The sequence below is a fragment of the Nocardiopsis changdeensis genome, assembly GCF_018316655.1.
GTDB classification, from domain to species: Bacteria; Actinomycetota; Actinomycetes; order Streptosporangiales; family Streptosporangiaceae; genus Nocardiopsis; species Nocardiopsis changdeensis.
This window is the reverse complement of record NZ_CP074133.1, coordinates 5,827,854-5,846,587: the sequence shown is the minus strand read 5'-3', so window position 1 is coordinate 5,846,587 and position 18,734 is coordinate 5,827,854. Positions and strand designations below refer to the sequence as shown.

General features: G+C 73.3%; 13 protein-coding genes. 5 read left to right on the top strand and 8 right to left on the bottom strand.

Annotated features, from left to right (window positions below):
- On the bottom strand, positions 1-2,535 hold the full coding sequence (locus tag KGD84_RS26330) for a sensor histidine kinase (RefSeq protein ID WP_220563041.1): 2,535 nt from the start codon (positions 2,533-2,535) through the stop codon (positions 1-3).
- Positions 2,536-3,060: 525 nt separating this feature from the next.
- Between KGD84_RS26330 and KGD84_RS26325 the strand changes: the two genes are divergently transcribed.
- Positions 3,061-4,146, top strand: coding sequence for an antibiotic resistance protein VanZ (locus KGD84_RS26325; RefSeq protein WP_220563040.1), 1,086 nt, complete (start codon positions 3,061-3,063; stop codon positions 4,144-4,146).
- Positions 4,147-4,367: 221 nt separating this feature from the next.
- Here the strand turns inward: KGD84_RS26325 and KGD84_RS26320 are convergent, their stop codons facing one another.
- From KGD84_RS26320 to KGD84_RS26305, 4 genes are all read right to left on the bottom strand, one after another.
- The gene (locus tag KGD84_RS26320; RefSeq protein ID WP_220563039.1) at positions 4,368-4,784 is read right to left on the bottom strand and encodes a DUF3592 domain-containing protein; all 417 of its coding nucleotides are present in this window, start codon (positions 4,782-4,784) and stop codon (positions 4,368-4,370) included.
- Positions 4,785-4,797: 13 nt separating this feature from the next.
- On the bottom strand, positions 4,798-5,433 hold the full coding sequence (locus KGD84_RS26315; protein ID WP_370634594.1) for a TetR/AcrR family transcriptional regulator: 636 nt from the start codon (positions 5,431-5,433) through the stop codon (positions 4,798-4,800).
- A gap of 73 nt (positions 5,434-5,506) precedes the next feature.
- Complete coding sequence (locus KGD84_RS26310; protein WP_255646815.1) at positions 5,507-7,615, bottom strand: YhgE/Pip domain-containing protein; 2,109 nt, start codon at positions 7,613-7,615, stop codon at positions 5,507-5,509.
- On the bottom strand, positions 7,605-8,402 hold the full coding sequence (locus KGD84_RS26305; protein WP_220563037.1) for an ATP-binding cassette domain-containing protein: 798 nt from the start codon (positions 8,400-8,402) through the stop codon (positions 7,605-7,607). The genes KGD84_RS26310 and KGD84_RS26305 overlap by 11 nt, the downstream gene beginning before the upstream one ends.
- A gap of 244 nt (positions 8,403-8,646) precedes the next feature.
- Between KGD84_RS26305 and KGD84_RS26300 the strand changes: the two genes are divergently transcribed.
- Positions 8,647-9,423, top strand: a complete 777-nt coding sequence (locus KGD84_RS26300) for an endonuclease V (RefSeq protein ID WP_220563036.1) — start codon at positions 8,647-8,649, stop codon at positions 9,421-9,423.
- Between the two features lie 75 nt (positions 9,424-9,498).
- Here the strand turns inward: KGD84_RS26300 and KGD84_RS26295 are convergent, their stop codons facing one another.
- Positions 9,499-10,938: a GuaB1 family IMP dehydrogenase-related protein gene (locus tag KGD84_RS26295; RefSeq protein ID WP_220563035.1), complete on the bottom strand. Its 1,440-nt coding sequence runs from the start codon at positions 10,936-10,938 to the stop codon at positions 9,499-9,501.
- Positions 10,939-11,167: 229 nt separating this feature from the next.
- Here KGD84_RS26295 and KGD84_RS26290 point away from each other — a divergent pair, with 229 nt between their 5' ends.
- Positions 11,168-12,118, top strand: coding sequence for a CDP-alcohol phosphatidyltransferase family protein (locus KGD84_RS26290; protein ID WP_220563034.1), 951 nt, complete (start codon positions 11,168-11,170; stop codon positions 12,116-12,118).
- Positions 12,119-12,211: 93 nt separating this feature from the next.
- On the opposite strand, the gene KGD84_RS26285 is transcribed toward KGD84_RS26290, so the two are convergent.
- Positions 12,212-13,390 carry an acyltransferase family protein gene (locus tag KGD84_RS26285; RefSeq protein ID WP_220563033.1) on the bottom strand — a complete coding sequence of 393 codons (1,179 nt, stop codon included), beginning with the start codon at positions 13,388-13,390 and terminating at the stop codon, positions 12,212-12,214.
- Positions 13,391-13,940: 550 nt separating this feature from the next.
- On the opposite strand from KGD84_RS26285, the gene KGD84_RS26280 reads away from it, so the two are divergent.
- A complete protein-coding gene (locus KGD84_RS26280; RefSeq protein ID WP_220563032.1) occupies positions 13,941-15,683 on the top strand; it encodes an amidohydrolase in 1,743 nt (580 codons plus the stop codon).
- Between the two features lie 87 nt (positions 15,684-15,770).
- Positions 15,771-16,493: a M48 family metallopeptidase gene (locus tag KGD84_RS26275; RefSeq protein WP_220565324.1), complete on the top strand. Its 723-nt coding sequence runs from the start codon at positions 15,771-15,773 to the stop codon at positions 16,491-16,493.
- Between the two features lie 3 nt (positions 16,494-16,496).
- Here KGD84_RS26275 and KGD84_RS26270 read toward each other — a convergent pair whose 3' ends face one another.
- Complete coding sequence (locus tag KGD84_RS26270) at positions 16,497-18,647, bottom strand: elongation factor G-like protein EF-G2 (RefSeq protein ID WP_220563031.1); 2,151 nt, start codon at positions 18,645-18,647, stop codon at positions 16,497-16,499.
- Positions 18,648-18,734: the final 87 nt, after the last annotated feature.

The window sequence follows — 18,734 nt, the reverse complement described above, 5'->3', positions numbered from 1 at the left end:
TCAGTCGTCCTTGTCGGTCTCGTGGGTCTGCTGCTTGCCTTCGCGCCGACCGCGATCGGTCCCCTTCTGGAACGCGGTCATGTTCCGGCGCAGGCGCGCCAGCCGCTCGGCGCCGTCGACGCCGCCCGCGCCGGGGGCCGGGGCCCCCGCCGCGTCACCGTTCCGAGCAGAGGGCTCGGGGTCGGCGGCCAGTTGCGGGGCCAGGTTCTCCTGGGGACGGCGTTTGGGGAGGGAGGGCCGTCCGCCGCCCGCCTCGACCCGCTCCGGCGCGGCTGGCCCGGGACCGGGGACCGCGCTGATGGCGGGCCGGCGGGTGGGCAGGGGCGGCCGGGGGCCGGGGTCCCCGGCGAGGACGTCGACACCGTCGAGGACGTCGGTGCCGGCGGTGGCGGGGGGCGCCTCGGCGCCGGCGGTCGCGCCGTCCCCGGACTCCGCGCCGGCGGACGGGGCGTCACCGGCCCGCGAGTCCTCCGCCGCGTCGGCGGCCGGGGTCCCCGCGTCCGCGGGCACCGGGGCCAGGACCGGGGTGGGACCGGACTCCAGGGCGCGGCCGGGGGCGTGGTCGATGATCTCGCGCACCTCCCAGATGTCGCCGTCCTGCTCCTCGGAGGCGGGCAGCGAGGAGCGCTCGCCGGTGATGATCTCGTGCGGCAGCAGGACGATCGCCTGCACGCCGCCGTACGGCGACGGGCGCAGGTGCACCTTGATGCCGTGCCGGTGCGCCAGGCGGGACACCACGAACAGGCCCAGGCGCATCTTCTCGTTGAGGCGCATGACGTCGAACTCGGGCGGGTCGGCCAGCAGCCGGTTGGCGGAGGCCAGCTCCTCCTCGGTCATGCCCAGGCCGCGGTCCTCGATCTCGATCGTCACACCGTTGGGCACGTCGTCGCTGCTCAGGCGCACCTGGGTGTGCGGGGGCGAGAACATGGCGGCGTTGTCGACCAGCTCGGCGACCAGGTGGATGACGTCGGCGACGGCCGGGCCGTTGAGGTGCACGCGGGCGATCCGCTCGCGCTTGACCCGGGTGTAGTCACCGGACTCGGAGATGGCGCCGCGCAGCACATCGATGAGCGGCATCGGCCGGTGCCAGGTCCGCCCGGGGGCCTCGCCGCCGAGGATCAGCAGGTTCTCGGCGTTGCGGCGGGAGCGGGTGGCCAGGTGGTCGAGCTTGAACAGCTGGGCGAGCTGCTCGGGGTCCTCCTGCTCGCGCTCCATCTTGTCCAGGAGGCGCAGCTGGCGGTGGACCAGGGTCTGGCTGCGGTGGGCGATGTTGAGGAACACCCGGTTGATGCCCTGGCGCAGCTCCGTCTGCTGGACGGCCTCGTCGACCGCGGCCCGCTGGGCGGTGTTGAACGCGCGGGCCACGTCGCCGATCTCGTCGTCGCTGGTCGCCATGAGCGGCAGCATCGCGTCGGTGTCCACCCGCTCGCCTCGGTGCAGCCGGTCCATGAGCTCGGGCAGGCGCTGCTCGGCCAGGTCGTTGGCGTCGTTGCGCAGGCGCAGCAGGCGGCCGGTGAGCGACCGGGAGGAGCGGCGGGCCAGCAGGAAGGCGACGCTGAAGACGGCGGCGACGCCCAGGCTGCCGCCGACGGCGACGAACACGGCCCGGTGGGCCTGCTCCCGGGTGACGTCGGCGGCGTAGAACGCCTCGTCCGCGCCGATCTCGGTGAGCTCGCCCAGCACGTACGCGTGGTCGGCGGCCCACTCGTCGCGGTTCACCGGCATGGACAGGTCCTCGACGTCGGTGACGGCGAGGGTGACCGGGTCGGTGACGGACTCGGTCTCGATCCGCCGCTCGATGATCCGCGCCTCCATCTCGGTGAGCCGCGCGAACTCGGGGCTGTCCAGCACCGCTTCGAGCCGCTCGGCCTGTCCGGGGCCCGAGATGTAGGGGCCGTTGGCATCCAGCAGGTGGCGGTAGGAGCTGACGAGCTCGGCGAAGGCGAGCTGGTCCTCCCAGGTGAGCTCGTCGTCGGCGAAGCCCTGCGCGAGCTGGGCGTCGGCGCGGGCGAACAGGTCGACGGTGCGGAACATGTAGACCGCGCTGAAACCGGGGTTGACGGACTCCAGCTCGTTGCCGGTGCGGCCCTGGCTGTCGAACGTGTCGGCACCGTGCAGGACCAACTCGTTGTAGTACTCCAGGACCTCGTCGCGGGAGAGGGAGCCGTCGTCCACGCCCGCCCGGATCTCGTCGATCCGCCCGTACTCCTCGTGGAGCATGGTGATGTGGTGTCCGGCCTCGCCGGGGGCCAGGTCGACGAACCCGATGAGGTCGCCGATGACCACACCGAGCGAGGCGTCCGTGCTCTCCCGGGCCTCGGCCAGCTCGGCGGCCAGCTCCGGGTCGTCGGAGTGCTCGATGTAGGCGATGCTGCGCGCGCGCTCGCGCATGGCGTCGACCAGGCCCACGGCGGCCGGGGTGACCATGTCGTCGGTCGCCGAGGCCCGGATCAGCTTCAGCCCGGCGTCGAAGGCCAACACCAGGGTGAGGATCAGCCACAGGGCGAGCAGGGCCGCCGTGGGGATCGTGACCATTGCGCGGATGCGGGACGCGATCGTCCGCCCGCGTCTCGGGGGTACTGCCTGCACGGTTCTCCTGTCGATCCGCGTCGAAAGTCTTCTCGGGGTGCGGTATCAGGGGCGCCGTCCCGACCGGTGCCCGGTCCTCGACACCGCGGGCCCTTGAGGGGGTCGCCCGCCCTGCGGGCCGCGTGCGCTCGGGGGTGTCGCGACACGGGACCTACCGCAGGGTAACCACAAACGCGGCATTTCGGCGTCGGGGATCGTATCTCGGCAGAGAAACGACGAAATATCCGGGTGGTGGAGGCAGTCTGCCATGACGAGGCGGAACGTCCGCCTGGAGGGTCGGGACTATTGGGGTGGGCGGCCCCTGGGGGCCTATAGGGCGAATGTCACATATTGCGGAGCGAAGTGCAAGAAGTGCTCCGTGTGACGACGTTCGAAAGCGACCATATCGGTTCAAAGCGGCGTTCGACACCCGGAGAGTCGCCCGGCGTACTACCGTTGCGCCCTGGACAGGGAGCAGGGAGGGCAGTGCGCGTGATCCGACCGTTCGGCACCGGGCAGGGGGCCGTGGACGTGGCCGTCGTCGCCGTTCCCCTGCTCGTCCTCCTCGCCGCCGCCCTCTACCTGCGCGGACAGCACCGGCGCTACGGCCGGCTGTACGGCCGCCCCGGCCGCGCCAGCCTCGCCGCGCTGGCGGCCGGCCTGGCCCTGGCCGCCTACGCCGTCTGGCCGCTGCCCGCCGCCGTCGACGGGCTGTGCTCGCCCGGGGCGGGACAGGGGGCCGCCGAGCGGTACGGACCGGTCCTGGCCTTCGCGCTCTTCCTGCCCGTCGGCTGGCTGGCCCGCGACCGCTTCCGCCGCGGCCCGGTCGTCACCCTGCTGCTGGGGACGGGCCTGGCCCTGGCCGCCGACGCCGTCCGCGGCACCGGCCTGCTGGGCGTGTACCCCTGCGCCTACGCCGAGGCGTCCCCGCTGTTCGTCGCGCTCGGCGCCGCGGGGACCGCCGCCGGCTGGCTGCTCGCCCGGTTCCTGCTGCCGCTGTGGCCCTGGGGCGACACCCGCGGCTGGCCGGGCGCGGTGCCCGACCGGGTCGCGCCCGACCTCACCCGCCGCACCCTGGGCACCCTGCTCGACCTGGGCCTGTGGTGGTACGGGGCGGGCACCCTGACCGCCGCCATGACCGCCGTGGGCGTGATCGGCTCCGACCCCGACGGGCACGTCCGCACCGCCGTGCTGCTGGGCACCGCCGCCGTCTTCGGGGTGTTCGTGCCGCAGGTGCGCCGGGACCGCTGCACCCCCGGCCGCGCCGCCGTCCGGCTGGCGCTCACCGAGCCCGCCCGCCCGGCCCCCGCCTCCCGCCCGCGGGTGCTGGCGCGCACCGCGCTGCTCACCGCCCCGGTGGCGCTGCTCACCGCGTTCGGCCACCCGTGGATCGCGCTCGCCGTCGTGGTGGTGCACGCCAGTTCGGCGCTGGTCCGCCCGGACCGGGTCGGCCTGGCCGACCTGCTGTGCGGCACCCGCGTGCGCACCCGGGCGATCACCGACGGCTCGCTGCCGTCCCGCCTGGTCCGCTACTCCGAGCCCCGCGAACCCGCCGCGGCCCGGGCCGTGTCCTTGTGAACCTCCGCTGCGCTTCGGCCCGCCCGTCGCCCGCCACCACCCTCAACGGACGGCCTGCGGCCGCAGCCCGGCCACCTTGTTCGGCGCCCCCTGAGGGCGGGAACCTTCGGCCCCTCCGTCGCGGTCCTCGTTCCTCGGACCGCTCCTCCGGGGCCTCCAGAACCCCGCCGGGCGCCTCACGAACCCCCCGGTAGCACAGGAGAACACCCGAAGAACAGGCCCTAGCTTCCCGGGTCCCAGTCGAGGTCCCAGGCGAGGTAGCCCAGCAGCACCCCGGCGGCGACCAGGATCGCGCCCAGGGCGGCGAACATGCCGCGCACCCAGTGCGACAGCCAGGGCGCCGACACGATGCGGGCCAGCTCCGGGGTCTCGGGGTCGTAGGAGACGGTGACGATCTCACCCGCCCGCGAGGCCGTCCACCCCGTGTTCTCGTGCTCGGCGTGCACCTCCCGGCCGTCCTCGGTGCGGAACTGCACGACCATCCGCGAGGCCGTCGAGGTCTCGCGGTAGCCGATGACCCGCCCCTTGGCGCGCACCCCGTGGCGGATCAGGCGCAGCTCCAGCCGGGTGTCGCGGGTGACCACCGCCAGGATGACCAGCCCGGACAGCAAGGGCAGCAGCGGGTACAGCGAGGCCATGTCAGGCGTCCTCTCAGGGGTCTGCGGGGGAGTCGGACGTCCCCAGGAGGCCGTGGACCATCCGGGTCAGGGTGGCGTGGACCTCCTCCGCCGGCCGGTCCGGCTGGAGGGTCCGCCAGTCGAGGGCCACCGTCACCACCATGCCGAACAGTGCGGATCCCGCAAGCCCGGTGTCCAGGTCCGGCCGGAGCCGTCCGATGGCGGCCAGCGCGTCCAGGCGCGCGGTGACGACGCCGATCGCCTCCGTGCGGATCTGGCGGACCGTGGTGTACCAGGTCCGGTTGGTCCGCCAGGCCTCGGCCATGAGCAGCCGGGCCAGGGCCTCGTGCGCTCCGATGAACTCCACCCCGGCCCGCAGGACCGCCGTCAGCGCCTCGGCCGGGTCGGCGTCCGGGTCGGGCGCCGCCTCCTTGAGGGTGTCGGCCAGCCGGGTGATGCCCCATTCCATCAGCGCCGTGTAGAGCTCGCTCTTGCCGCCGAAGTTGTAGTAGACGGTGCCCTTGGCCACGCCCGCGCGCTCGGCGATCTCGTCGACGGTGGTGGCGCCGTACCCCTGCTCGGAGATCAGGGTCACGGCGGCCTCGAACAGCCGCCTGCGGGTGGCTTCGCGGCGGTTGCTCACGGGTCGGTCGGGGGTGCTCACACTCATCCGGTCCATTCTGCCCCCGAACGGCACCGGAACTCCTCCGGCGCCGCCGCGGGCATCGCTCCCACGGCCCTGTTCAGAGCTTCAGGGAGGGGTACAGGGCGCTCATCGTCCACACCCTCTTGCGGTCCACGGTCATCCAGGTCAGCAGCAGGGGCACGACGAGCCACAGGGCCATGACCCCGAACGCGGGCCAGACCAGGTCCAGGTCGCCGCCGCCCGTCAGGTTGCGCAGGGCGGTCACCCCCCAGTGCAGCGGCAGGTAGGGGCCGATCGCCTGGAAGAACGACGGGCTGGTCTCGATCGGGTAGGTGCCGCCGGCCGAGGTCAGCTGGAGCACCAGCAGCGCCAGCGCCACCACCCGCCCGGCCGCGCCGAACCGCACGTTCAGGTACTGGACCGTGGCGGCGAACGCCGCGGCGGTCAGCAGCAGGAACGCGATGAGCACCGGCCAGTTCCAGGACTGCAGCCCCAGCAGCAGGTGCAGCGCCGCCATCATGACGGCCACCTGCCCGAACCCCAGCAGCATCGGGGCGATCCGCCCGGCCAGCGCCACCCGCCAGGAGGGGGCGGAGGAGGCCAGGGCGCGCGTGGACAGCGCCGGCAGCACCATGAACACCACCATCGCGCCCACCCACAGGGACAGCGGGACGAAGAACGGCGCGAACCCGGTGCCGTAGTCGGGGGCCTCGTTGTCGATCTCGCTGCTCAGCCGGACCGGGGCGCTCATCATGTCGCCCGCGTTCTCCCGGCCCGCGTCGCTGTAGGTGGGGATCTCCCCGACCCCGTCCTCCAGCCCGCCGGCCAGCTCGTCGGAGCCTTCGGACAGCTCGCCCAGCCCCTCGTGGAGTTCGCCGGAGCCCTCGCTGAGCAGCCCCAGGCCCTCGTCGAGCTCGCCGGAGGCGGTGGACGCCTCCTTCAGGCCGTCGCGCAGCTCCCCGGCGCCCTCGGCCAGCTCCTCCAGGCCCTCGTCCAGCTCGTCGAGCTTCTCGCGGGCGTCCTCGGCGTCCTCGATGTACCCGGGCAGGTCCTCGGCCAGCTCGGCGGCCTTCTCGCTCAGGTCGGCCGCCTCGTCGGCGGCGGAGACGATGTCCTCGCGGTTGTCCTCGACGAACGTCGCCGTGGACAGCGCGATGCCCATCCCCTCCTGGAGGTCGCACAGCAGCAGGTAGAGGTCGGGCTGCTCGGTCTCCAGCTCCGGGTGCTCCCGCAGGTAGGCGTCCAGCCGCCCGTCCAGCTCCTCCAGCCCCGCGGTGTCGATCTCCTCGGGGAGCTCGTGCAGGAGGTCGGCCAGGCCGCCGGAGAGGTCGGCGACCAGCTCGGCCCGCTCCTGGATGTCGGGGGCGTCCTCCTCCAACCGGGGCAGCCACTCGTCGGCGAGCTCGTCGATCTTCTCGACCTGCGCGGACACCTCGGTCGAGGCGGTCGAGGCGCCGGTGGCCAGGCTCCGCGAGCCCGCGTACAGCTCGCCCAGCCCGGTGTCCAGTTCGCCCATGCCCTCGTGGGCGGTGCCCAGGTTGGTCGACAGCTCGCCGGACCCCTCGTAGGCGTCGCCCGCGCCCTCCGACAGCATCCCGGCGCCCTCGGCGGCCTCCTCGGTCTTGCCGTGGATCTCGTTGAAGCCCAGGAAGATCTGGTCGAGGTAGCCCTTGATCGCGGTCTGCTCGGCGGCGTCGCGGACCTCCTTGAAGGCCGAGCCCGCCAGCTGGCGCACGACGAAGCTGTTGGCGTCGTTGTAGTGGGCGATCAGCATCGCCTGCACCGGTCGCTCGCGGTCGCGGGAGGGCGAGGTCAGGTCGGCGCTGAAGGTCTCGGGGATGGTCAGGGACACGTAGTAGTCGCCCTCGGTGACCCCGCGGGCGGCCTCCTGGGCGTCCACGAGGTGCCAGTCGAGGTCGCCGCGCTCGACGAGGGTGTCGGCCAGCTCCTCGCCCGCGTTCACCTCCTCGCCGTCCACCACGACGGGGCGATCCTCGTCGACGAGGGCGACGGGCAGGTGCTCCATCCGGCCGAAGGGGTCCCAGAAGGACCACAGGTACATGCCGGAGTAGAGCAGGGGGATGAGCAGCAGGGCGGCCAGCGCAGCGGTGGGCAGCGGGGAGCGGAGGAAGGACCGCACGGTGAGCAGTCCCAGGCGGGGGACCGCGAAGGGGCGGTACCGGGGGCGGGTGGTCTCATCGGTCACGGCGGTCGTCCCCGTCCTCTCCCTCGGCGCCGGCGGCGGTCCCGCGGTCGGCGAACAGCTCGGACAGGCGCATCTCCCCGCCCTCCCCGGAGTCCTCGGAGTCCCCGGCGTCCCCGTCCGGGGGGTCGCCCTGGTCGATGGGCAGCGGCCCCTGGGTGTCGGTGTCGGCGACCTCGGCCAGGGCGTCGGCGTCGGCGCAGGTGGCGATCACGGTCAGCCCGGCGTCGGTCAGCCGCTTGAGGCTGCGCCACATCAGCGCCTGGTGCTCGTCGGACAGCCCGCCGTCCACGTCGTCCACGGCCAGCAGCCGGGGCTCGGCCATCAGGGCCAACGCCACGCCCAGGCGGCGGCGCTGGAGCGCGTCCAGCTCCTTGACCAGGGTGCGCCGGTCCAGGTCCTCCAGGTCGGCGGCCTCCAGGGCGAAGTCGGCCAGCCCCCGCGCGGCGGGACGGAACCGCAGCAGCGCCGCCTCGGACAGGTGCTCGCCCACCCGCAGCCGCTCGTCCAGGGAGTTGACCTCGGTCATCAGACCCAGCGCACTGATCCGGCGCACCCGGCGCGCCCGCCGGGGCAGCTCGTGGCCGTCCACGTACACGGTCCCCGAGGTGGGCCGCATACGGCCGGTGAGGGTCAGCAGCAGGGCGCTGCGCCCGCCGCCGGAGTCGGCCTGGAACACGGTGAGGGTCCCCGGCCGCGCGGTGAAGTCCACACCCGTGTACACGGGACCCTCGCGGGTGACCAGCGCGACGTCCTCCGCCACGACCCGGGCCCCGGTGGCCAGACGCATTCTCCGCCTCCTTTTTGAACTGACTGGTCAGTGCAAAACCAGCGGGTTCACCGTACCGCCCCGGCCCGCCGCTCCGAGCATCCGACGCCGTGACTCCGCGCACAACGCGACGCACGCTGCGGCGGCGGGAACACATGAGGATTTGACGGACGGCCCGCCCTGTGCCGGATCCCGGCCCGGGTGCGGTTGTATGGGGGAGGGGCCCGCCTCCGGCGGGCCGCGTCGAAGCGAGGGGAGGCGTCGGGTGTCGGACATCGCCGAACGGGTCGGCCGGATCCTGGACGACCCGGAGAACTGGCCGAGCGATCCCAAGGAGGCCGTGGCGCTCCAGCGCCGCATGGCCGGCCGGGTGCGCGCGGAACCGCTGGACGCGTCGGCGGTCCGCACGGTCGCCGGGCTCGACGTCAGCTACGCCAAGGACGACTCGGCGCTCTCGGCGGCCGCCGTGGTCCTGGACGCCGCCACCCTGGAGGTCGTGGAGTCGGTCGCCATCGCCTCCGAGGTGTCCTTCCCCTACATCTCCGGGCTCTTCTCCTTCCGGGAGCTGCCGCCCGTGCTGGAGGCCCTCGGGCGGCTGGAGACCACACCCGACGTGTACCTGTGCGACGGGTTCGGCCTGGCCCACCCGCGCCGCTTCGGGGTCGCCTCCCACCTGGGGGTCCTGCTCGACCTGCCGGTCGTCGGCTCGGCCAAGTCGGTGCTCTACGGCAGGCACTCGGAGCCGGGGCGGGAGCGTGGGTCGTGGACGCCCATGGTCGCCGGGCGCTCGGAGGTCGTCCCCGACTCCGCCGCCCTGGCCGCCGGCGGAGCCGAGGTGATCGGCCGGGTCCTGCGCACCCGCGCCGGGGTCAAGCCCGTCTACGTCTCCGTCGGCCACCGGGTGGACCTGGACGGCGCCGCCGACCTGGTGCTGCGCCTGTCGCCCAAGTACCGGGTGCCCGAGCCGGTCCGCCACGCCGACCGGCTGTGCGGCGAGCACCGCAAGGAGGTCCTGGCCGCCCGCACCGCGTCGGAGGAGTAGGGCCGGCCCCGGGACGCGAAGGGGGAGGCGCCGCGGCGCCTCCCCGGGGTCCGTCGGTTCACCCGCGGCGGCGGGTCACCAGCTGGTGGGCACCGGGCGCCCCTCGGCGTAGCCCGCCGAGCTCTGCACGCCGACCACGGCGTGCTCGTGGAACTCCTCCAGCGAGCTCGCGCCCGCGTAGGTCATGGAGCTGCGCACACCCGCGATGATCTGGTCGATCAGGTCCTCCACACCCGGGCGCTCGGGGTCCAGGTACATGCGGCCGGTGGAGATGCCCTCCTCGAACAGCGCCTTGCGGGCCCGCTCGAACGGCGAGTCGTCGGCGGTGCGCAGCCGGACCGCGCGCGCCGACGCCATGCCGAAGCTCTCCTTGTACTGGCGGCCCTCGGCGTCGCGCATGACGTCGCCCGGCGACTCGTAGGTGCCCGCGAACCAGGAGCCGATCATCACGTTGGACGCACCGGCGGCCAGCGCCAGGGCCACGTCGCGCGGGTGGCGCACACCGCCGTCCGCCCACACGTGCCCGCCCAGCTCGCGCGCGGCCGCCGCGCACTCCAGCACCGCGGAGAACTGGGGGCGCCCCACCGCGGTCATCATGCGGGTGGTGCACATCGCGCCCGGGCCCACACCGACCTTGACGATGTCGGCCCCGGCCTCGATGAGGTCGCGGGTGCCCTGCGCGGTGACGATGTTGCCCGCCACGATCGGCACCGACGGCGACAGCGACCGCACCTTGGCGATCGCGGACAGCATCTTCTCCTGGTGGCCGTGCGCGGTGTCGATCACCAGGGTGTCCACCCCGGCGGCCAGCAGGTCGGCGGCCTTGCCCGCCACGTCGCCGTTGATGCCGACGGCCGCGGCCACCCGCAGGCGGCCCCGGTCGTCCACGGCCGGCTTGTACAGGGTGGAGCGCAGCGCCCCCGTGCGGGTCAGCACGCCCACCAGGGCGCCGTCGCCGTCCACCACCGGCGCCAGCCGGTGCCGGGAGTCGTGCAGGATCGCGAACGCCGCCTCGGGCTCGGTGTCGACCGGGATGGTCACCAGCTCCGTGGACATGACGTCGCGCAGCTGGGAGAAGCGGTCGACGCCCGCGCAGTCCGCGTCGGTGACCACGCCGACGGGGCGGCGGGCCTCGTCGACGACGATGACCGCGTTGTGCGCCCGCTTGGGCAGCAGGTTGAGGGCCTCGCCCACGGTGCTGCCCGGGTTCAGGGTGATCGCGGTGTCGTGGACCAGGTGCCGCTGCTTGGTCCAGGCGATGACGTCGGAGACCACCTCGATGGGGATGTCCTGCGGGATGACCGCGACACCGCCGCGCCGGGCGATGGTCTCGGCCATCCGGCGGCCCGCGACCGCCGTCATGTTCGCCACCACCAGCGGGATGGTGGTGCCGGTGCCGTCCGGCGAGGACAGGTCCACGCTGAGCCGGGAGCCCACGGCGCTCCGGTTCGGGACCATGAACACGTCGCTGTAGGTCAGGTCCTGCTGGGGCGCCTGGTCGTTGAGAAAACGCAATGCCTCTACCTCGGTCGAGACCGAAGGGGGTGGACCATCCGGTGCCAGCGCACACGGCCGCCTGTTGATCCCCCTCTTACCAGTCAAGTATGCCGTCACCGATTGGCTCGGACGACCCCCCATCTGGCATGATGACTCGATTCCCGCTGACACGGCCCCTCCCCCGGCCCCTGGCAGACCGCTGTCGCAGGGTGCGGGTGCGGGGCGTCGCTTCCCTGGAGACACACGCATGCCGCGTTTCACGTTCGCGCAGGTGAAGGAAGAGACCTACAAGGCGAAGGACGCCTGGTGGACGGTCTTCCTGGTCGACCCGCTCGCAGGTCGACTGGTGGTGTGGACCGCCAACCGCACCGACATCACCCCCAACCAGCTGACCCTGGGGGCGGGGGTCCTGGGCCTGCTGTCCGCGGTGAGCTTCGTCATGCCGGTGTCGGGGATCGGCGCCGACTGGGCCTGGATGGTGCTGGGCGCCCTGCTGTTCCACCTCAGCTTCGTGCTGGACTGCATGGACGGCAAGATCGCCCGCCTGAAGGGCACCGGCACGGTCTTCGGCAGCTGGGTCGACTTCGTGTTCGACCGCATCCGGTTCTTCGGCTGCGTCATGGCGCTGCTCATCGGCCAGTGGCTGGTGACGGACCAGGTCGCCTACCTGATCGCGGCCCCGGTCATCGTGTTCTTCGACCTGCTGCGCTACCTCAACGGCTCCCAGGTCGCCAAGACCCGCCGCGGGATGAACCAGACCCTGGCCGAGCTGGCCGGCGACACCGACACGCTGCGCGCCGACGCCGCCTCGGTCCTGGGCGGCGGGGGCCCCGAGGACGACGAGGGCGACTCCGTGCCCGGCGCGGCCGTCCCGGCGCAGGCCCCGGCGCCGAGCGGGCTCTACGGCCGGGTGCGCCACTTCCTGCTGAGCCACCGCGTGCGCCCGCACCTGTTCAGCGGCATCGAGTACGAGATGTTCCTGTGCGTGGTCGCCCCGGTCACGGTGCTGGTCTCCCTGTTCACCCCGCTGAACAGCCTCATCATCCCGATCGCCGTGTTCTCCGTGCTGGCGCTGGGCTTCTTCGAGGTCGTGCTGGTCGCCCGCCTGTGGAAGGACACCCGCCGCTTCGAGGTGCGCCGCCGCGAGCTGATCGCCGCCGGCGCGGTCCCGCAGCAGGACCGGGTCGGCGGCAGCTGACCCGATCCTGCCGGGTCCGGGGACGGGGAAGGGGCGGTGCGCCGGTGCGCACCGCCCCTTCCCCGTCGTGTCCGCCGTACCGGGGAGCGGGGGTCAGACCCCCGCGACCGGCTTCTCCCGGTGGCCGTCGCCCTGCCCGCCGCCGTCCGCGGCGGGGGCCGAGGAGGCCGCCGGGGCCGGTGCCGGGGCGGGCTCCTCGCGCTTGAGGAACCAGGACATCTGCGGCTCGACCGCCCAGCGCATGGCCGCGCGCACCCACGGGGTGCACAGCAGCAGCGCCAACGCCAGGCCCACGCCGACGGTGATCGCCGCGCCGGTGAGGTTGTCCATGACGTCGTACCAGGGCGACGCCTTGAGGAGGATGAGCACCACCGAGTGGCCCAGGAAGACGTACAGGGTGTAGGCGCCCAGGTCCGTGAACCAGGTCCGCCTCTTGGGGGTCAGCGCCAGGAACGCGACGGTCATCGCCAGGGCCAGGCCCATGAAGGCCAGCCGGATGCCCAGGCTCGGCATCAGCGGGTCGATGTCGCGGTCGGTCAGGCTGTCCCGCCAGAACAGCCAGTCGCTGCTGAGCCGGTCGGAGATGGGCACGGCCAGCACGGCGGTGGTGCCCAGCACGACGAGCGAGGCCAGGCGCAGCCACAGCCTGTCGAGCCACAGGAAGTGCTCGCGGCGCAGGCTCAGGCCCAGCACGAAGAACGGCAGGAAGCTCACCACGCGGCCCAGGGACAGGGTGTCGCTGAGGCTGGTGGTGGCGGCGAACAGCGAGATCGCGAACGCGATGAGGACCGGCGCCCGCAGCCGCTTCCACACCGGCACGCTCAGCCGCCACAGGAACAGGGCGACGAGGAACCACAGGGTCCAGGTCGGCTTGAGCAGCGACAGGGAGTCGCCCAGGCCGCCCCGCTCGACGGTGTAGATGGACTGGTGGATCGTCCAGAAGATCAGGTAGGGGACGGCGACGGTCAGGACCAGCTTCTCCACGCGGTTGGAGGAGCCGTCGAAGGACCTCGACAGGTACCCGCTGATCACGATGAACGCGGGCATGTGGAAGAAGTAGATCCAGTAGTACAGGGCGCTGACGGCCGGGATGTCGCGCAGCGGCTCGATCGCGTGGCCGACGACGACCAGCACGATCAGGAGGAACTTGGCGTTGTCCAGGCGGGCGTCGCGGTACGGGGCCGTGCCTGGCGCCCCGGCCGCCGAGCCTGCGCCGGCCGGGGCGGCGGCGCCGGGCCCGGGCTTCGTGCGGTCGGTTTCCGGTCTGGTCATGGATGAGGCCACGAGTGGACTCCGGGGTCGGTGGACTTCACAGGGGCGTGTGCGTCGACGGGTTCCGCTCCGGGACTCGGGCGGGGGTTCCACGCCGTTCGGGCGTTGCGGTGCCGCGTGGCGCGCGAGGGGGGCACCGGAACATCGGATGAATCGGATCGTGCTGCGTTACCCTACTGTGATGTAAGAAGGTGCGCCAGCGGTTCTCCGGATTTCGGCGGAATCTTCTCCCGGTCTCTGCCCGCTCCTTGGTGCGAACGGGGAGCGGAATGACCCGTGTGACACGTGAGCATGTTTCGGGTGCGAAGACGCCGTTCCGTGTGCAGACCTTAACCCATCCGAGTCGCCTGGCCGCACTTCGGGACCCCGGCGGTGGTGCGGACCGGGACGAACATGTCAGTGTGGGTGCGTGACGGTCGCGCCGATAAGCTGTGCCGTCAGGTGGCGCCCGCCGGGCGCGACAGGCCCGGTCGAGTATTGAAGAAGGCGGTGGAATACCGTGCCGCACGCGGTGGACCCCAACCGTGCAGCCCAGCACGGGGGAGTGGTCATGCGACTCCTCGACGAGCTCTTCCCCCTCGTGGAGGGGTTCTATGTCGATCTCCACAAGAACCCGGAACTCTCCCACGCGGAGCACCGCACCGCCAGCGGCGTCGCCGAATGGCTGACCCGCACCGGCTACGAGGTCCACAAGGGCGTCGGGGGCACCGGCGTCGTCGGCATCCTCCGCAACGGGCCCGGCCCCACGGTGATGCTCCGCGCCGACATGGACGCGCTCCCCGTCGAGGAGAAGACCGGGCTGCCCTACGCGAGCACCCTGCGCGCCGAGGACGAGACCGGGACCGAGGTCCCCGTCATGCACGCCTGCGGCCACGACGCCCACACCGCCTGCCTGGTCGGAGCCGCCGACCTCCTCTCGGAGACCCGCGAGGAATGGTCCGGCACCGTGATGATCGTCGCCCAGCCCGGTGAGGAGACCCTCGACGGCGCCCAGAGGATGCTGGCCGACGGCCTCTTCGAGCGCTTCGGCCGCCCCGACGTCGTCCTGGGCCAGCACCTGGGCCCCCAGCCCGCCGGGCTCATCTCCCACCGCGCGGGGGTCATCCTCGGCTCCTCGGCCTCCTACCGGATCCGGGTGCACGGCGAGGGCGGGCACGCCTCCCAGCCGCACACCGCCGTCGACCCGGTGCTGATCGCCGCCAACATCGTCACCCGCCTCCAGGGCGTGGTGTCCCGCGAGGTCAGCCCCAGCGAGATGGCCGTCCTCACCGTCGGCCGCATCCAGGCCGGGACCAAGGCCAACATCATCCCCGACGAGGCCTACCTGGAGATCAACACCCGGGCCCTCAACGACGCGGTCGCCGCCCGGCTGGAGGAGTCCATCGAGCGCATCGTGCGCGCCGAGGCCGCCGCCTCCGGCGCCGCTCGCGAGCCCGAGATCGAGCGCTTCCAGGGCGCCGGGGTCACCCGCAACGACCCCGAGACCGTGTCCGCGGTCGCCGCCGCCCACCGCGCCTACTTCGGCGACCAGTACGTCATCCACCTGCCCGACCCGTCCCCGGCCACCGAGGACTTCGGGTACTTCGGGCTGCCCGACGACCCGCAGCCCATCCCGTACGTGTTCTGGTTCGTCGGCGCCACCCCGCACGACGTGTGGGACGCCGCCCCCGGCGACACGCCCTACGAGAAGCTCGGCAACGTGCCCAGCAACCACTCGCCGTTCTTCGCCCCCGCGCGCGAGCCCGCCCTGCGGGCCGGGCTGGCCGCCCTCACCGTCGCCGCCCTGTCCTACCTGGGCAGCGACCGCGAGGGCGCCCCCGCCCCCGCGCCCGCCGGCTCGGTGTTCCCCGGCCCCGCGCCCGACGACGCCCCGGTGCCGGTGCCCGTGCCCGCCGCTGACATGCTCCCGCCGCCCGAGGAGCCCGCGATCGACCCGGCCGGGCCGCCCTCCGGGCCGCAGGAGGCCGGCGACTACGGCAACGACGCCTACGACAGCGCCTTCCTGGCCTCCTCCTGGGACGCGCCGCCCAAGGCGGTCGACTCCACCCACGACGCCGACATGGGCGCCGTGTTCCAGGCCCAGGACGAGGAGCTGCGCGAGGAGTGGCGCAACGAGAAGGTCGAGGAGTCGACCCTCTCCGCGGACATGGCCGCGTTCCTCGACGAGGACGAGGAGCCGCGCCGGCCCCCGGCGGGCCCGGCGTTCGGCGGACCGCCGCCCCAGGGCAGCGCCCACCACGCGCCGCCCCCCGGGCCGGACGAGGAGCGGCCCGGTCCCGACCACCGCTACTGACCCGGGGTGGGGGTCCTCCCCCGCAGCTGGGGAGACCCCGGGAGCGTCCGCCCCCTGCGGCACCCGCGGGAGATCCCGCTGCTGGTGATGTGCGTCGGAGTGACCCTGTTCACCGTGGCGGGGGCGGTCAGCCGCGCCTACTCCGGCGACCCCAACGAGCCGCTGCTGCTGCTCAGCATCCCCGCGCTGGTGTACTTCGTGCGCGGCCAGCTGTACGCGCGCCAGCGGGTCAACGGGGTGCGGATCACCGAGGAGCAGTTCCCCGAGGCACACCGGATGGTGGTCGAGGCCGCGCGGGCGTTCGGGATGCGGGAGGTGCCCGAGGCGTACGTGGTGCCCGGCAACGGGGTGCTGAACGCCTTCGCCTCCGGGCACGGGTCGCGGCGCTACGTCGCCGTCAACAGCGACCTGTTCGAGGTGGGCGTGCGGCTGGGCGACCCGGACGCGCTGCGGTTCTTCATCGGGCACGAGGTCGGGCACATCGCCGCCGGGCACACGTCGTTCTGGCGGCAGTTCGGGATCTCCGTCGCCAACGTCATCCCCGGGGTGGGCAGCAGCCTGGGCCGGGCGCAGGAGTACACGGCGGACAACCACGCCTACGCGTTCTGCCCCGAGGGCGTGCAGGGCTTCCGGGTGATGGCCGCGGGCAAGTACCTGTACCGCTCCGTCGACTTCCAGGACATCGCCGACCGTGCCCACACCGACGCCGGATTCTTCGTGCTCCTGGTCAACCTCCTGTCCGGCCACCCCGTGAACACGTTCAGGTTCGCCGCCCTGGCCGACCGCGGCCGACCCGGGCGGGTGTTCTGACGCTCAGGCGTCGTCGCGCCGCCGGGGCAGTTTGGCCGCCACCTGCGGCGGCAGCGGCTCGTGGCGCAGGTAGCGGCGGGTGAACACGCCCGTCCCGTGCGACAGCGAGCGCAGCTCCACCGCGTAGCGGGTGATCTCCAGCTCGGGGACCTCGGCCCGGATGACCGCCCGGCCGCCCGGGGCCGGCTCGGAGCCCACCACCCGGCCGCGGCGCGCCGACAGGTCGCTCATCACGGTCCCCAGCAGCTCGTCGTCGACCTCGACCTCCACCGAGTCCACCGGCTCCAGCATCGCCAGCTCCGCGGCGGCCGCCGCGTCCTTGAGCGCCAGCCGGGCCGCCTTCTGGAACGCCATGTCGGAGGAGTCCACCGAGTGGGCCTTGCCGTCGTAGAGGGTCACCCGGATGTCCACCAGCGGGTAGCCGGCGTCCACGCCGTCGGCCATCTGGGCCCGCACGCCCTTCTCCACGGACGGGATGTACTGGCGCGGGACCACGCCGCCCACGATCCTGTCGACGAACTCCAGGCCCGCCCCCGACTCCAGCGGCTCCACCTTGATCCGGCAGATGCCGAACTCGCCGTGGCCGCCGCTCTGCTTGACGTTGCGGCCCATGCCCTCGGCCGGGCAGGAGAACGTGGTGCGCAGCGGCACCCGCACCTCACCGGTCTCCACCCGCACCCCGTACCGGTGCTCCAGCCGGTCCAGCGCCGCGTCCAGGTGCGCCTCGCCCAGGGTCCACAGCACCATCTGGTGGGTCTCCGGGTTCACCTCCACCCGCAGCGACGGGTCCTCGGCCACCAGCCGCGCCACCGAGTGCGACAGCCTGTCCTCGTCGGCGGAGGACGCCGCGGAGATCGCCACCGGCAGCAGCGGCTCCGGGAAGCGCCACGGCGCCACCCGCAGCGGGCGCTCCGGCGAGGAGAGCGTGTCACCGGTGCGGGCGTCGGGCAGCTTGGCCACCAGGCACACGTCGCCCGCGCCCACCGCCCCCACCGGGTGGACGTCCCGGCCCACCGGCACCGACAGGCCGCCCGCCCGCTCGTCGCGGCCCGAGGTGTCCAGCTCGTCCGAGCCGGTCAGCCCCGACGGGACGCCGTGGCCGTGCAGGTGGACCACCGAGTCCGGGGACAGGGTCCCCGAGAACACCCGGACCAGGCTGGTCCGGCCCACGTACGGGTCGCTGGCGGTCGCCAGCACCTCCGCCACCAGCGGTCCGTCCGGGTCGCAGGACAGGCCGGGCACCGGCCGGGTCTGCGGGTCCACCACCTCAGGGAAGGGGCGGCGGGTCGGGTCCGGGCAGGAGACCGGCAGCTCGCGCAGGAGCTCGCGCACGCCCACGCCCGTGGTGGTGCCGATCGCCAGCACGGGGTGGAAGCCGCCCGCGGCCACGGCCTTCTGGAGGTCGGCGATGAGCAGGTCCGGGTCGAGCGCGCCGCCCTCCATGTAGCGCTCCATGAGGACCTCGTCCTCGCTCTCGGTGATGACCTCCTCCACGAGGGTCTCCCGCAGCGCCGCGGCCCGGTCGCTCAGGTTCTCCGGCGGGGTGCCGCCCCCGGCGGAGTCGTAGTCGTGGTAGCGCTCGGAGACCAGGCCCCACAGGCCGACCAGCCGCCGGTCCTCGCCGGAGCCCTCGAAGGCCGGGAGGTAGGCGGCGTGGACGCCGCCGCCGAAGGCCTCGCGGCACTGGGCGACCACGTCCTCGAAGTCGGCGCGGGGGTGGTCCACCTTGGTGACCGCGACCGCGCGCGGCATGCCCACCGCGGCGCACTCCTCCCACAGCACCCGGGTGCGGCCGTCGACGCCCTCCAGGGCGGAGACGACGAACAGGGCGGCGTCGGCGCCGCGCAGCCCGGCGCGCATGGCGCCGATGAAGTCGGCGTAGCCGGGGGTGTCCAGGAGGTTCACCTTGACGTCGCCGACCATGACCGGGTTGACGGTCAGGTGCACCGAGCGCTTCTGGCGGATCTCGACCTCGTCACGATCGCTGACGGTCGTGCCCTCCTCCACGCTGCCGGGCCGGTGGATCGTCCCGGCGGCGGAGAGGAGGGCCTCGACCAGGCTCGTCTTCCCAGCGCCGGCCGGTCCGACCAGAGCGATGTTGCGGATCTGTGCGGGCCCTGCGGCCCTCGGTACGTCTACGGCTCGATCGACCATCCCCACTGCCCTGCCCTTCGGGATCCGTCCGGGGCCGGCCGGTCACCGACCCCGATGTGACCTGTGACACTCTCCCTACGGTCGCCC

Coding starts and splice junctions, on each gene's coding strand:
- KGD84_RS26330 (WP_220563041.1), bottom strand. CDS start 2,535: ATGGTCACGATCCCCACGGCGGCCCTGCTCGCCCTGTGGCTGATCCTC.
- KGD84_RS26320 (WP_220563039.1), bottom strand. CDS start 4,784: ATGGCCTCGCTGTACCCGCTGCTGCCCTTGCTGTCCGGGCTGGTCATC.
- KGD84_RS26315 (WP_370634594.1), bottom strand. CDS start 5,433: ATGAGTGTGAGCACCCCCGACCGACCCGTGAGCAACCGCCGCGAAGCC.
- KGD84_RS26305 (WP_220563037.1), bottom strand. CDS start 8,402: ATGCGTCTGGCCACCGGGGCCCGGGTCGTGGCGGAGGACGTCGCGCTG.
- KGD84_RS26290 (WP_220563034.1), top strand. CDS start 11,168: ATGCCGCGTTTCACGTTCGCGCAGGTGAAGGAAGAGACCTACAAGGCG.
- KGD84_RS26285 (WP_220563033.1), bottom strand. CDS start 13,390: ATGACCAGACCGGAAACCGACCGCACGAAGCCCGGGCCCGGCGCCGCC.
- KGD84_RS26280 (WP_220563032.1), top strand. CDS start 13,941: ATGCGACTCCTCGACGAGCTCTTCCCCCTCGTGGAGGGGTTCTATGTC.
- KGD84_RS26275 (WP_220565324.1), top strand. CDS start 15,771: ATGTGCGTCGGAGTGACCCTGTTCACCGTGGCGGGGGCGGTCAGCCGC.
- KGD84_RS26270 (WP_220563031.1), bottom strand. CDS start 18,647: ATGGTCGATCGAGCCGTAGACGTACCGAGGGCCGCAGGGCCCGCACAG.